The organism is Amycolatopsis sp. YIM 10 (assembly GCF_009429145.1).
Classification (GTDB): domain Bacteria; phylum Actinomycetota; class Actinomycetes; order Mycobacteriales; family Pseudonocardiaceae; genus Amycolatopsis.
The window spans coordinates 6,296,729-6,310,235 of the sequence record NZ_CP045480.1 but is presented as its reverse complement, the minus strand read 5'-3'; the positions used below and the strand labels follow the sequence as shown (position 1 = coordinate 6,310,235).

The window sequence follows — 13,507 nt, the reverse complement described above, 5'->3', positions numbered from 1 at the left end:
CAGCCCCGCAGCCTACGACGTCACCACGACCACCCCGGTTCCCGCGCAGGGCATCCAGATCTCAACCTTCGAGGGTGCGGAGGATGGCTGAGGCGATGAGGCCGACTGCCCGATCCTCGTCGTGAGTCAGCTGCCGCAGGAGATCTTGCGCCGCGGTCGGGGGTAGCTCGGCGAGGGCCTGGGTCAGGCGGATCCGCGCCGCCGAGTTCGTGGTGTCGGCGGTGAGCGCGTCGGCCAGTGCGCGCATGATCCGGTCGGCGGACTCCAGCGACAGGGCACCCAGAACCTCCGCCGCTTCGACGTCGTTTGCGCCTTCGACGATCATGTCGACGAGCATCGGGATGGCCGCGACCGCGCCACGCCTGCCCGAGGCCAGTGCGGCGTGTGCGCGCACGGTCGGGTCCGGGTCGCCGAGCGCGTCCGCGAGCACCGTGGTCGCCTCCTCGCCGGACAGCTCGGCGATCGCCATGATCGCGCGACGCCGGATGTCGACGTCCTCCGAAGACAAGCCGGCTGCCAGGCTCGCCACACCGTCGTCGCCCGCCCGCGCGAGTGCCCAGCGCAGGGCACCCGCGACATTCGGGTCGGCTTCGGTGAGGACCGCCTTGGCCAGCAGCTCGATGGGCACCGGCGCGTCCTCGGCCGGCGCCAGGACGGCCTGCTGGCGGTGTGCGGCACTCGGCGAGTCGAGCCCGTGCAGCAGTTCGACCACCCGCAGGACGTCCTGCCAGTCGAGGGGCGCGGACGCGTCGATCGTGCGGAGCCGGTCGAGCAGTTCCTGTTCGCGCTTCAACCGGTCTTCGGTCCGCCGGATCAGCTCACTGACCAAAGTGGACGGTGCAAAGGCCGGATCCTCCAGCGCTCGGCCGATCTGCCGCAGCGACAATCCCAGTGACCGCAGGCCTTCCACGTGGAAGATCCGGCGGATGTCCTGGGCGGAGTACTCGCGGTAACCGCCGACGGTGCGACCCGTCGGCCGCACCAGGCCGAGTGAGTCGTAGTGCCGGAGCATCCGGCTGCTCACCCCGCAACGGCGCGCCACCTCACCGATCAGCACTATGTTCCTCCACTCCGTTCCGGGCCGAGCGCGACGATCCGCTGCGCCTCGTCGAGTGCCAGGTCGAAACCGGCGTCCGGGTCGCGCAGGAGTTTCTCCGTGGCGCGGGCGTGCGCGCGCACCGCCGGGTCCCGGCTCGTGAGTGCCGTCCGCAGCACCGGCAGGATCACGTCGCCGAGCGCGACGAGAGCGCGGCTGAGGCTCAACCGCACATTCCGGTCGCCACGACCGAGTTGTGCGGCCAGATCCGCGGCCAGCGCCTGCCGGTCGTCGAGTGGCACCAGCACGACAGCGGCACGCCACGCGCTCCGCGCGACGTCGTCGTCGACATCGTGCAGCAACGACTGGGTGATCGCGGGCCATGCCTTCGCGTCCCCGATCTTGGACAGCGTGTGCAGCGCCTGGCTCCGGGCCTGGGCACGCTCGGAACGGAGTTCCACCAGGAGCCTGGGCACGGTGACCTCCGGCGAGAGGCGGGTCAATGCCCAGGTGAGCATGTCGCGGACGAAGAAGTCGGGCTCGACCGCGCACCGCTCCACCAGCGCGTCGAGGAAGCCGGGGTCGGGGTGCGTGCCTGCCGCCAGAGCTGCCTGGAGGCGCGACGACGAGTCGCCGGCGTCCAGCCCGGCGAGCGTGCGCGTGTCCGGTGGGTTCCGGTGTGTCGGGTTCATGGGAACCACCTCCTGCGCGCAGTGAAGACCTTGTCACAGTGTCAAGGTCAAGTGCCGGGTTGTGCATCCTTTGTGGACCCGGCGGGGTGGCATGATGCCGGGGTGCGCATTCTTCTGGTGGAGGACGACGAGCCGGTCGCGGAGTCGTTGCGCCGCGGGCTGAGCCGGTACGGCTACGAGGTGGACTGGGTGCGCACCGGGGCGGCGGCGCTGGCCGCCGAGCCCGCCGGGCTGGTGCTGCTGGACCTCGGCCTGCCGGACACCGACGGCCTGGACGTCTGCCGGGAGCTGCGGGCGCGCGGTGACGTGCCGATCATCGTGATCAGCGCCCGCGCCGACGAGGTCGACCGGGTGGTGGGGCTGGAGATCGGCGCGGATGACTACGTGTCGAAACCGTTCGGCGTCCGGGAGGTGATCGCGCGGATGCGGGCGGTGCTGCGCCGGGTGCGGCCACCGGAGCAGACCGGGCCGGTCGAGGCCGATTCCTACGCCGGCGGGCGGCTGGTGATCGACCGCCGCGCGCGCCGCGTGCACCTCGACGGCACCGAACTCGGCCTGCCGCCGAAGGAGTACGACCTGCTGTCGTTCCTGGCCGAGGAGCCGGGCGCGGTGTTCACCCGCGAGCAGATCATGGAAGCGGTCTGGGACGCGAACTGGTTCGGGCCGACCAAGACCCTCGACGTGCACGTCGGCGCGCTGCGCCGCAAGCTCGGTGACGCGGTGACCATCGAGACGGTCCGCGGGGTCGGCTTCCGGCTGGGCTTCCGGTGAACCGCAGGCTGGTCGTCAGCTACATCGTGCTGGTCGCGGTGGCGATCGCGGCGTTCACCGTGCCGGTCGCGTTCGTGCTGGTCGACCAGCTCCGCGGGGACATCGAGGTCTCGGTGCGGCGCGAGGCCGACACCGCCGCGCTCCTGCTGGCCGGGGACGACGCCCCGTCCCGGCAGGCGCTGGCCCGGCTGGCCGAGGCCTACGACCGGGAAACCCCCGGCCGCCTCGACGCCCTGCTGGCCGGGGGAGTGGCGGCCTCGCCCATGCCGCTGCCGCCGGTCGCCGGCGACGAGGCGTTCCGCCGGGCGCTGGCCGGGGAGGCGACGTCCGAGTGGGGCACCGCCGAAGCGCTGGGTACCGACGGACTGGTGCTGACCCGCCCGGCACGCAACGACGCCGGTCAGGTGGTCGGCGCGATCCGGGTGAGCTATCCGTCGGGCCCGCTGAACGAGCGCCAAGTGCAGATCTGGGGCTTCCGGGCGGTGCTCGCGGTGGCCGTGCTGATCGTGGCGGCGTTCCTCGGGGTGTTGCTGGCGCGGCGGCTGACCCGGCCGTTCCGGGAGCTGAACCGGATGGCGAACCGCCTGCGGGACGGCGATCTGACCGCCAGGGCCGAGGAAACCGGGCCGAGCGAGACCCGCACGCTGGCCGCGACGCTGAACAAGGCCACCGAAACCATCGACACGCTGGTGCGCTCGCAACGCGCGTTCATCGCCGACGCCTCCCACCAGCTGCGCACCCCGCTCACCGCGTTGCGGCTCTCCCTGGACAACATCGCCGACGGCGCGGACGACCCGGTGGTGCGTGAGGACGTCGAGCTGGCCACCGCCGAGGTGGTGCGGATGAGCAGGCTGGTCAACGGGTTGCTGGCGCTGGCGAAGGCCGAAGCCGCGGTCGCCGCGTCGGAACCGGTGCGACTCCGCGACGTCGTGGCGGAGCGGTTCGACGCCTGGCGCGGGGTGGCCGCGGACCGGGGTGTCGAACTGCGGGCCGAGCACGCTGACCCCGGCGTCTTCGCGCTGGCCACCGCCGGGCACCTGGAGCAGGTGCTGGACAACGTGCTGTCCAACGCCATCGAGGTGTCGCCGGACGGCGGGAAGGTCACCGTGGCCACGCACGCCAGGCGCGACCGCGCCGTGCTGACGGTCACCGACGAAGGCCCCGGAATGTCCGAAAAGGACCGGAGCCGCGCGTTCGACCGGTTCTGGCGCGGCCAGGGCGTGACCGGGCCGACCGGTTCGGGGCTGGGCCTGGCGATCGCGCGGCAGCTGGTCACCGACGACGGCGGCACCGTGGTGCTCGATGCCGCCGCCGGTGGCGGGCTGGTGGTGCGGGTCGAACTACCCCTCGGGCATGGCTGACGAGTGGTGGTTGACGATCAGCCACTTGCCGTCGATGCGTTCGTAGACGTAGGTGTAGCGGGCCTGGACCTGCTGCGGCTGCCCGTTCTGCGTCAGCTCGAAGGTGTAGACGCCGGTGTTGACCGCGGTGTCGGCGTCGAGCACCTCGACGATCTCCTGGTTGATGGTGCCCTTCGGCTTGTTCTGCAGGAACTTGGTGAAGTAGTCGACGATCCCGGCGCGGTCGGCGCGCACCTGGTTCGACACGGTGGGCAGCAGCACGGCGTCCGGCGCGTAGAGATCGGCGACGCGCTGCGGGTCGCCCGTGGCCAGTGCGGCGTTCCAGGCCGGGAACAGCGCGGCGATCTCCTGCTCGCTGGGCGGAGCGGGCGCCGACGAGGGGGCCGCGGTGGCCGAGCAGGCGCTGAGCGCGACCGCGGCCGTGACAGCCAGCCCGGTTCCGGCCAGTACGCGGGTCGTGACTCGCATCGGTGAACTCCTTGTGCTGTGGGGTGATTTACACCCTCCACAATGAACACAGAGGGTGAAGGGCCAGCACAGGAGAAAGACAGCGAACGGGCAAGACTTGGACAAGAACGCGGGAGTCGCCGGAAACCACCGCGTTACCTCCGGGGTAATCGACCCGGCGTCCGCTCGTTGCCAGGCTTACCGGTACCGGGCAGGACCGCTGCCCCGATGACTGGGAGAACCACCTTGCGCGCTTGGATCAGTGCCTTCGCCGGGATCACCGCACTCGCCGCTCTGGCGGTCCCCGCCGAGGCGGCGGGAGACCCGTTCCGGGAGCTGCCCGCCAACGTGCGCACCTTCCTGACCGCCTACACCGCCTGGGGCGAGGACCCGCGGGACGTGGACGCCTACCTGGACCTGTTCGTCTCGGATGGGTCGGCACGGTTGTGGGACAGCGGGCTCCAGCGGCCGATCGACACGCCGGAGGGCATTCGCGCGCAAATCGAAGGGGTGAACCGGCTGGTGCCGGACTACCGGTTCGTGCCGGAGGAGGCGACCGCGAGCCCGGACGGGAAGGTCGCCTTTGTCGAGGCGCGCAACACCGGGACCGTCAACGGGAAGGCGGTGTCGTTCCGGACCACGCACCGGCTGGTCTTCGGCGATCGGGAACCGGCCAGGGTGCAGGACGGCAGGCGATCCTGGGACCAGGTCGAGCTGTTCGAGCCGGTGGCCGACGCGCAGCACCCGCTGCCTGGCCTCTTCGACGGGATCGCGTCGTCACCTGGCGACCCGCGGCCGGGGGTGGAGCTGCCGACGGCCGTCCGGCAACAGTTGTGGCAGCGGGAAAAGAGCGGAGCACTGGTGGCGGGCAACGCCGGGACGGCGAGCCTGAGCGGACCGGGTCTCGCCGCGCCGATCACCGGCCGCGCGTCGCTGACGGCGTACCTGGACCGGTTCTTCGGCAAGGTGAGCGAGCTGCGCCTCCAGCCGGGCGTCACCGTTCGTTCCGGCGACACGACCTACCAGGAGTGGCTCGGTACCGCCACCGCGCACGGCGGTGGTGACGCCCGGCCGATCCCGTTCGCCGTGGTCGAGCGCACCGGGCCGCAGCGTTGGTCGCTGCGGTTCGACACGCTCGACCTGGTGGCCTCCAGGGAAACCGTCACCGTGCTCCGCGAACGGATCTTCGGCTGAGGACGACCGCCGGTCATTCGCACACTTCGATGGTCAGGCCCCGCTCCGCCTTCCGGGGGCTTTCTGGTCACCAGAGTTCGTCGAGGGTTGCGAGTTGTTTCCGGAAGGTTCTGGCGTCCTCGGGCGGAAGGGCGTGTGCGACGAGGACGAGGGTTCGTCGCAGTTCGGCCGGGTCGGGGCAGCATTGCGGCACGCCGCAGCCACAGTGAGGCTCCCAGAGTCGATGCATGGGTTCGTGGACGAACAGTTTCCAAGCTTGAAGTGCTTCGGCGGAGGCTCCGGGCAGCGGCGATGAGTATCGGCCCGGACACGGGCTGGTGATCTACGCGGCATTGCCCTTTCGGATGGTCGACATAGCGTTGATTGTGGCACGCGTGGACCTCGGTGCGGAGGCGGTCGAGCCGCTTGGGCGGTGGGATGTTGGTAGTGGGTCTGGTTGCGGAGCATGGCGTAGAGGACGTCGCAGCGAGGTCAGGACCTGGGCGAGAGGGTGCGCCTCAAGGATCTCCTCGACCTCGCAGGCGACGGTTCCGTTGCTGGAGAACGGTTTTCAGGCTGTCCGCGAACCTGGGCAGGATTTTGTCCGCCGCGGCGGTGACGGTCTGTTCGTCCAGCGCGGCGAGGATGCCCTCGGCAACTTTCGCGCCCATGCGCGGGGCGTGCTTGGTCGCGATCGCCGCGAGTTTGCGGCGCCCGGCCTTGCGGATGCCGATCGGACCGCCGCAGCGAGACAGGATTTCCAGCACCGCGAGATGGGCGACTTGGGGCCGAGAACGCGTTCGAGGGCGGGGTGGCTGCCGGTGAGCACGTCCAGCTCGGCCAAGGCTTCGTCGCGACGTTGAGCTGGCGCAAGGTGTGCGGCAGGGTGCGCGCGGCGTCGGCGATGACATAGGCGTCGCGGGCGTCGGTTTTGGCGTTGCCGGGGTAGAGGTCGGCGATCCGGCGCATCGCCGGCCCGGGCAGGTAGGCCACCTCGTGACCACAGGCGCGGGCCACCGCCACGGGCAGAGCGCCGATCGTGGCGGCCTGATCCACCACAACCAGGACCGGGCCGTGAGCGGCGAGCTTGTCGAGCATCAAAGGCCGGCAGCCAGTACGTTCCGCGTATATCCACCGGTGATCTCAGGCCGCGGTCGAGGTTGCTTCCTCGCCACGGGCGACGTACAGTTCCCGGTCATATATGACGTACGATCGACCATATCTTGGAGGTGGCCGGATGCCGGCCGTCAGCCCAGGGGCGTTGCCCTCGCGTACGGCCCACGTGCTGGAGACCATCAAGGCGGCGATCCTCAACGGTGCGTTCAAACCGGGAAGTCCGCTGGTCGAAGCCGATCTCGCGGCCCAGTTCGGGGTCTCGAAGACGCCGGTGCGCGAGGCGCTGAAGACGCTGGAGGGCACCGGCCTCGTGGTGATCCGGCCGTACGCCGGCACCGTCGTCCGTGACCTCACCTACGAAGACGCCCTCGCGATCTACGACCTGCGGCTGCTGCTCGAACCCGAGGCGGTGCGGCGCAGCGTCCGCGCGGGTGGTGACTTCTCCGCCGCGCGGAAGGCGCTCGAACGGGCCGCTCTCGCCGAGGACGCGTCCGAGCGCAGCACCGCCAACCGGGAATTCCACCGCTGCCTCTACGCCGCCTGCGGCAATCCGCTGCTCGTCCGCACGCTGGACGGCTTGCGCGACCAGACCGCGCTGGTGTCGGCGTCCTCGTGGGCGCGGATCGCTTCGTGGGAACAGGAAGCCGGGGAACACGACGAGATCCTGCGACTGGCGGCCGACGGCGACGCCGACGGTGCCGCCGCCCTGCTGCGCGGGCACATCGAAGGCTTTGTCGACCGGCAGATCAGGAGGGACGACAACCCCAGCTGACGACCGCGAGGTACGGCCCGCTCTCCGCCAAGATCCCGGGCCGCACCCCGCGGATTCACGCTCCGCGAAGGAGCGTGACCGTTACTCATCGGAGGAGCAACGATGCCCCATCCTAATGCGACCCGGTCCGAGCCCCCGGCCACCGGCGGCGCGGGGGCCAGGCAGCGCCGTGGCATGCGCTGGTCGATCGTCGGATTCTCGGCGCTCGGCCTGACCATCGCCTATCTCGACCGCGCCGCGCTGAGTGTCGCGCTGCCGTTCATGTCCGACGAATTCGAGATCAGCCCCGCCGTGCAGGGCATCATGCTGTCGGCGTTCTTCTGGAGCTACGCGCTGTTCCAGATCCCGTCCGGCTGGCTGCTGGACCGCTTCGGCCCGCGCGTGATCTATCCGGTCGCGGTGGGCTGGTGGTCGATCTGGACCGCGCTCACCGCCACCGCGCAGGGCGTCACGTCGATCCTGGTGTTCCGGCTCGGGCTGGGGATCGGCGAGGCGCCGGTACAGCCCGCCAACGTCAAGGTGGTCTCACGCTGGTTCCCCCGCCGGGAGCGGGCGTTCGCGTCGAGCCTGTTCGACATGGGGCAGCAGATCGGAACCGCGCTGGCGGTACCGGCCGTGACGGCACTGGCCCTGCTGGGCGGCTGGCGGCTCTCGTTCTTGGTCATCGGCCTCATCGGTCTGCTGTGGATAGTCGGCTGGCTCACCGTCTACCGCGAGCCGGAACGGCACCCGCGGGTCTCGGCGGCCGAGCTGGCGCACATCCGTTCCGACCAGGCCGACGTGACCGACACCGCCGCTGCGGGTGGGGTGCACTGGGGCGAACTGGTCCGTGACGGCCAGGTGTGGGCGCTGACCACCGGCTACGTCTTCCGCTCGCTCGCCGGCGCGTTCTTCCTCACCTGGTACCCGAGCTACCTGCTCGACGACCGTGGTTTCACCGAGGCCGAGTTCGGCATGGTCGGCATGCTTCCCGCGCTCATCGCGATCGGGTCCACGGTGCTCGGCGGCGTCGTGTCCGACCGGATGCTCGCGGCGGGCCTGTCCCCGGGCACCGCGCGGAAGGTGCCGATCGTCGCCGGGCTCGGGCTGAGCGCGTGCATCGGCTTCAGCCCGTTCATCAGCAGCAATCTGGTGCTGATGATCGTGCTCACGGTCAGCAGTGCCGCGCACTCCTTCGCGGGGGCGGCGATCCTCAGCCTGCCCGCGGAGGTCGCGAGGACCCCGGAGAGCGTCGGCTCGATCGCGGGTTTCCAGAATTTCGGGTCCCAGCTCGGGAACCTGGTCAGCCCCATCGCCATCGGCTTTTTCCTCGCCGCCAGCGGCTCCTACGTCGGCCCGCTTGTCGGTGCCGCGGTGAGCTGCCTGATCAGCGCGGCCATCTACCTGTTCTGGGTTCGCATCAAGCCGGTCGTCAAGCCGGCCGACCTCGCCCCGGCGCTCGCCGGGCCACCGGAAAGGACCAATCCTTGAGCACCACCCTCGACACCGGGGACCTCGTCGAACGCCTCAGCACCGTCGTCGGCATTCCCGTCGTGCCCTACGACGCCGAAGGCGGGATCGACCACGACCGGGTCGTCGCACTGGCCGCGCGCCTGATCGGCAACGGCATCACCGTGCTGACCCCGAACGGCAACACCGGCGAGTTCTACGCCCTCACGCCGGCCGAACGGCGTGCGGTGCTGGCGAGCGTGGTTTCGGCGCGCACTCCCGGCACCACGATCGTCGCGGGCGTCGGGCTGGACGTGCACACGGCGGCCGAGGACGCCCGGTTCGCCCGCGACCAGGGCGCGGACGCGATCATGATCCACCAGCCCGTGCTGCCCTACCTGGCCGCCGACGGCTGGGTCGAGTACAACGCGGCGATCGCCGCGGCCGTCCCTGAGCTGGGTGTGCTGCCGTACCTGAGCAATCCCGCCATCTCGGGTGTCCACATCGGACAGCTGGCGGGCAGGGCGCCGAACGTCGTCGGCCTGAAGTACTCGGTGGCCGACCCGGTGACCTTCGCGACCACCCGCGCGCAGGCGCCGGAGCACCTGCTGTGGATCGCCGGGCTGGCCGAGTCGTACGCGCCCGCCTACTGGCAGGCCGGGGCGCGGGCGTTCACCTCCGGCCTGATCAACGTCGCCCCGGCGATCTCCCTCGAACTGCTCGCCGCGCTCCGCCGGGGCGACGCCGCCGCCGCGACCGCGGTGTGGCGGCGGATCCGGCACTTCGAGGAGCTGCGGGCCCGCGACCGGTCGGCCGGCAACGTGTCGGTGGTGAAGGAGGCCATGCACCAGGTGGGCCTGTGCCGCAGGGACATCCGGCCGCCGAGCCATCCGTTGTCCGCCGAGCTGGCGCGGGAGGTCACCGACGCGATCAGCTCGTGGCGCCCGGTGGTCCCCGGCTTGGACGGGGAGAGTGTCGCATGAGGATCGACCGGCTGGAGACCTTCCGGCAGCGCGTGGACGACCGGCCGCGGGTCCTGGTGAAGATCACCACCGAGGAGGGCGTCTCGGGCTGGTCGGAGGTCTACAACCACGGCCCCGACCTGGCCTACCCGCCGCTGCTCGACTACCTGTTCGAGCAGATCCGGGGCATGGACGCGCTCCGGCCCGCCCACGTCAACCAGTTCCTGCACCAGTCCTCCCGCTTCCCGCAGGGCGCGCTGGGACTGGCCGCGATCTCGGCGATCGACAACGCGCTCTGGGACATCGCGGGCAAGGCGCTCGGTGTGCCGGTGTACCAGCTGCTCGGCGGAGCGGTCCGCGATCGCGTGCGCGTGTACGCCGGTGTGTACACCGCACCGGATCTGCCCGAACTGAGGGAGACGACCGCCGCGCTGCATGAGCGGTTCGGCGTGACCGCGTTCAAGCTGAGCCCCTACCGGCGTGCGCCGCACCGGGGCCGGTTCGGTCTGCTCGCCGCCGAACTCGGCGAGTACTTCGGTGCCGTACGCGCCGGGCACCCCGCCGAATGGGAGTTCGCGTTCGACGCGCACGCGTGCCTCTGGCAACCCCGGCAGGCGGTCGAACTCGGGGCCGCGCTCGCGCCGAACGAGCCGTTGTTCCTCGAGGAGCCGGTCCGGCCGGAGCACATTCCCGCTTGGGCCCGGATCCGGTCCGAAATCGCAGTGCCGCTGGCGACGGGGGAGTGCCTGTACTCGCCGTACGAGTTCCTCTCGCTGCTCGGCGCGCAGGGAGCCGACCTCGTGCAGCCCGACATCTGCGTGGTCGGCGGCCTCACCCAGATGGTCAAGATCGCCACCCTCGCCGAAGCGCACTACGTCCCGGTCGCGCCGCACAATCCGCTCGGCCCGCTCGCGACGGCCGCGAACGTTCACTTCGCCGCCGCGACGACCAACTTCGAGATCCTGGAGTACCGGCCCGCCGACGTGCCGTGGTGCCCGGACCCGTACCTCCCCGAGGACGGGTACCTCCCGCTCCGGCCCGACCGGCCGGGCTGGGGCGTCGAGATCGACGAGGACGCGCTGCGCGAGGACGACTGGACCGACTGGGCCCGCAAGGTCCCGGTCCGGCCGGACGGCTCGACGGCGTGGATGTGAGCGTTTAACCCGCCGGTTCGAGCCGGATGCGCATCGCGGTGTTCGCTTCGACGTCCTCGCGGTCGTAGTGGAGCGGGAACATCTTGTCTTCGGCCCACGGGACAAAAAGGTTCTCGTAGAACGGGCTTTCCGGGTCGCCGGACTGCCCGGGATTGTTCATCGCGATCGCGTCGTCCCAGTTGCCGGGCTCGGCGATGTAGCGCCATGACGCGCCTTCGTCGCCGACGGTCTCGTTGACCGGGCCCTTTTCCCGCGGTTCGATGTCGATGGCGCGCCGGGTTTCGGGGTCGACCAGATCCGAGAGGGGATGGATGAGTTCCTGCTTGTTGTAGAACCCGTAGCGCCATCCGGTGGGGTCGGCGCCCTGGTCGCCGGTCAGCTTCCGGACCGCGGCGGCGAGACTGGATTCGATCGCCGCGTCCCGCACCGCGACCGCGTCGCCGCCGAACCACTTGCCGGGATTCTCGATCATGTCCACGGTCGTGGTGCTGCTCGGCCGCCCGATCGCCGCCACCGCCGCGGGATCGTCGACGGCGGCCTCCAGCAACGCCTGCCCGAGGAAGCCGTCGCCGGTGCCGCGCGCGCCGTGCAGGTCGGTCCAGACGTCGAAGAGCGCGGCGGCGGGGGAGTCGAGCGACATCTCGTGATCCCATTCGCGCAGCACGGTGAGCGCCCGTTGCACGGCGGGGTCGTCGGAACTCACCGCCGCGATGGCCGCGGTGAGCCGCCGCCCGGGGATCGACACGTGGTCGGTCTGCAACTCGAGCATCGTCTCCTGCGTCGCCCTGTCCATCCCGGACAGCACCTCACGGGTGCGCAGCGCCCGCCACGGATTGGCGGCCTCGAAGCCGATCTTGCGGTGGACGTACTCCGGCAGCGGCCCGGTTTCGTGCTCGTCGAACAGGCGCGACTCGTTGTTGGTCTGCAGCCACCCGCGGCCGGGATTGTGGCTGACCGGCAGCTGGTCCATGCGGTAGAAGCCGTTCCACTCGTACCGGCCGTCACCGGGGACCGGCAGCAGCCCGTCCCAGTTCCGGCGGACCGGCGTGCGACCGGCCGGCTTCCAGCCGATGTTGCCCGCGGCGTCGGCGTACTGGTGGTTCTCGCCAGGCGTGCCCCAGCGGTTCAGCGAATCGAGGAAGCCGCCCCAGTCGGCGTCGCGCATGTACTCGATGCTGCCGAAGTAGGCGCTCGTCCCCGGCCCGCTCCACACGGTGCGCACGCCGAAGGCCACCTGGCGCTCGGGGTCCTCGTAGATCACCGGTCCGTGCCGGGTGAACTTCATTTCGACGGTCTCCGAGCCGCCGCCGCGCACCGGGATCTCCTCGGACTGCACGCTCATCGGCACCCAGCGGTCCTGGTAGCGGTACTCGTTCGGCTGCCCGGGGCGGGTCCGGTAGACGTAGAGGTCCTCCTGGTCGATGTCGAAGACCGTCAGCCCGAACGCGATGTCCTGGTTCTGGCCGAGCGAGAGTCCGGGCAGTCCCGGCTCACCGGCGCCGATCACGTCGATGCCGGGCGCGTTGAGGTGCGCGGCGTAGCGCAGCGACGGCACCGCCTGGACCCGGTGCGGATCGCTGGCGATCAGCGGTCCGTCGACCGCCGTGCGCCCGGGTGAGACCGCGAACGAGTTCGAGCCTTCCTCGTTCTCGCCCTCGGCGAGGCGGCCACTGGGCACCGCGTTTTCCCGGACTGGGCGCTGTTCGGACTTGTCCGCGGGGCGGACGGCCTGACCGCCGAGCGTGGTGCCACCGAAGCCGCCGATCGCTTCGAGGTCCTGCGGGGCGAAGGTGACGCCCTGGGTGGCGAGGTCGTACACGCCGAGCAATTCGTCGCGATTTTCGGGCAGCAGACCGAGGTCCAGCCCCTGGGGGAGCCGCGTCCGCCAACCGGCGTCGAGCGGCTGCCGGATGTCTTCGTACCGCAGCCCGAAGTCACGCGCCATATAGGCCCGATCCACCTCGCTGGTCAGGTTTCCGACCAGCGCGTGGGTGCGCAGCCGTACGACGTCCTCCGGGGCCCACTCGTCGGGCTGGTACCGCAGGAACTCGAACTCCCACGGCATCAACTCGTCATTCTCCCTGGCGAGCCCGATGTAGGCGTTGATCCCGGCGGTGTAGGACTCCGCGAGCCGTTTGGCGTCGTTGCCGTAGGCGCGCCACTCCGCGTCGATGTCGCCGCGGTAGGAGAACATCCGGTTCGCCCGGTCCTGCTCGACGTACGCCGGCCCCAGCACCTCGGACAGCTGCCCGAGGCCTTTGCGGCGCCACAGGTCGATCTGCCACAGCCGGTCCCGGGCGGCGTTGAACCCCTGCGCGAAGTAGACGTCGTAGTGCTCGCCCGCGTAGATGTGCGGAACACCGTTGTCGTCGACCAGGATGTCGACCGGCTCGGCCAGCCCGTCGACGGGGTAGACCTGATCCGGCTCCGGGGCCGCCGCCATGCCCGCCGCCTGGCCGGTGACCATCGACGCCACCAGCAATCCGCCCAGCCCCAGCGCCCGCCACCCGCGTGCCGTCCGAGATCGCATACGACTGTTGGTACCACAAACCGTCGGGGAACAGCGGGTTCGCGGAGGAATACCTTTCACAGACT

The 13,507-nt window shown here is 70.7% G+C and carries 11 protein-coding genes and 1 pseudogene; 7 read left to right on the top strand and 5 right to left on the bottom strand.

All coding sequences use genetic code 11. The features are described from left to right. Nucleotides 1-61: 61 nt before the first annotated feature. A complete protein-coding gene (locus tag YIM_RS29755) occupies nucleotides 62-1,057 on the bottom strand; it encodes a HEAT repeat domain-containing protein (RefSeq protein ID WP_153033489.1) in 996 nt (331 codons plus the stop codon). Next, on the bottom strand, nucleotides 1,057-1,728 hold the full coding sequence (locus tag YIM_RS29750; protein WP_153033488.1) for a HEAT repeat domain-containing protein: 672 nt from the start codon (nucleotides 1,726-1,728) through the stop codon (nucleotides 1,057-1,059). Before YIM_RS29750 ends, YIM_RS29755 begins: the two co-directional genes overlap by 1 nt. Before the next feature lie 102 nt (nucleotides 1,729-1,830). On the opposite strand from YIM_RS29750, the gene YIM_RS29745 reads away from it, so the two are divergent. Both YIM_RS29745 and YIM_RS29740 read left to right on the top strand, forming a co-directional pair. Continuing rightward, on the top strand, nucleotides 1,831-2,499 hold the full coding sequence (locus YIM_RS29745; RefSeq protein WP_153033487.1) for a response regulator transcription factor: 669 nt from the start codon (nucleotides 1,831-1,833) through the stop codon (nucleotides 2,497-2,499). Then, complete coding sequence (locus YIM_RS29740) at nucleotides 2,496-3,860, top strand: HAMP domain-containing sensor histidine kinase (protein WP_153033486.1); 1,365 nt, start codon at nucleotides 2,496-2,498, stop codon at nucleotides 3,858-3,860. Before YIM_RS29745 ends, YIM_RS29740 begins: the two co-directional genes overlap by 4 nt. Here the strand turns inward: YIM_RS29740 and YIM_RS29735 are convergent. After that, nucleotides 3,840-4,328 (bottom strand): SgcJ/EcaC family oxidoreductase, encoded by a 489-nt coding sequence (locus YIM_RS29735; RefSeq protein ID WP_153033485.1) that lies wholly within the window; start codon nucleotides 4,326-4,328, stop codon nucleotides 3,840-3,842. The genes YIM_RS29740 and YIM_RS29735 overlap by 21 nt on opposite strands. A 225-nt stretch (nucleotides 4,329-4,553) precedes the next feature. On the opposite strand from YIM_RS29735, the gene YIM_RS29730 reads away from it, so the two are divergent. After that, nucleotides 4,554-5,501: a nuclear transport factor 2 family protein gene (locus tag YIM_RS29730; protein ID WP_153033484.1), complete on the top strand. Its 948-nt coding sequence runs from the start codon at nucleotides 4,554-4,556 to the stop codon at nucleotides 5,499-5,501. Nucleotides 5,502-5,964: 463 nt separating this feature from the next. On the opposite strand, the pseudogene YIM_RS29725 reads toward YIM_RS29730, so the two are convergent. Continuing rightward, nucleotides 5,965-6,578 (bottom strand): annotated as a pseudogene (locus tag YIM_RS29725) (transposase); the annotation flags it as partial. Between the two features lie 139 nt (nucleotides 6,579-6,717). Between YIM_RS29725 and YIM_RS29720 the strand changes: the two are divergent. The 4 genes from YIM_RS29720 (at nucleotide 6,718) to YIM_RS29705 (ending at nucleotide 10,912) form a co-directional block, all read left to right on the top strand. Further along, on the top strand, nucleotides 6,718-7,368 hold the full coding sequence (locus YIM_RS29720; RefSeq protein ID WP_153033483.1) for a GntR family transcriptional regulator: 651 nt from the start codon (nucleotides 6,718-6,720) through the stop codon (nucleotides 7,366-7,368). Nucleotides 7,369-7,470: 102 nt separating this feature from the next. After that, a complete protein-coding gene (locus tag YIM_RS29715; protein WP_153033482.1) occupies nucleotides 7,471-8,838 on the top strand; it encodes an MFS transporter in 1,368 nt (455 codons plus the stop codon). Next, nucleotides 8,835-9,779 (top strand): dihydrodipicolinate synthase family protein, encoded by a 945-nt coding sequence (locus tag YIM_RS29710; RefSeq protein ID WP_153033481.1) that lies wholly within the window; start codon nucleotides 8,835-8,837, stop codon nucleotides 9,777-9,779. Before YIM_RS29715 ends, YIM_RS29710 begins: the two co-directional genes overlap by 4 nt. Next, nucleotides 9,776-10,912 (top strand): mandelate racemase/muconate lactonizing enzyme family protein, encoded by a 1,137-nt coding sequence (locus YIM_RS29705; protein ID WP_153033480.1) that lies wholly within the window; start codon nucleotides 9,776-9,778, stop codon nucleotides 10,910-10,912. Before YIM_RS29710 ends, YIM_RS29705 begins: the two co-directional genes overlap by 4 nt. Nucleotides 10,913-10,916: 4 nt before the next feature. Here the strand turns inward: YIM_RS29705 and YIM_RS29700 are convergent, their stop codons facing one another. Continuing rightward, entirely contained in the window at nucleotides 10,917-13,442 is a 2,526-nt protein-coding gene (locus YIM_RS29700) for a penicillin acylase family protein (protein ID WP_153033479.1), read from the bottom strand. Nucleotides 13,443-13,507: the final 65 nt, after the last annotated feature.

What these genes read in the sequence shown, in the direction of transcription:
- YIM_RS29750 (WP_153033488.1), bottom strand. Translation starts at nt 1,728, where the DNA reads ATGAACCCGACACACCGGAACCCACCGGACACGCGCACGCTCGCCGGG.
- YIM_RS29735 (WP_153033485.1), bottom strand. Translation starts at nt 4,328, where the DNA reads ATGCGAGTCACGACCCGCGTACTGGCCGGAACCGGGCTGGCTGTCACG.
- YIM_RS29720 (WP_153033483.1), top strand. Translation starts at nt 6,718, where the DNA reads ATGCCGGCCGTCAGCCCAGGGGCGTTGCCCTCGCGTACGGCCCACGTG.
- YIM_RS29715 (WP_153033482.1), top strand. Translation starts at nt 7,471, where the DNA reads ATGCCCCATCCTAATGCGACCCGGTCCGAGCCCCCGGCCACCGGCGGC.
- YIM_RS29705 (WP_153033480.1), top strand. Translation starts at nt 9,776, where the DNA reads ATGAGGATCGACCGGCTGGAGACCTTCCGGCAGCGCGTGGACGACCGG.
- YIM_RS29700 (WP_153033479.1), bottom strand. Translation starts at nt 13,442, where the DNA reads ATGCGATCTCGGACGGCACGCGGGTGGCGGGCGCTGGGGCTGGGCGGA.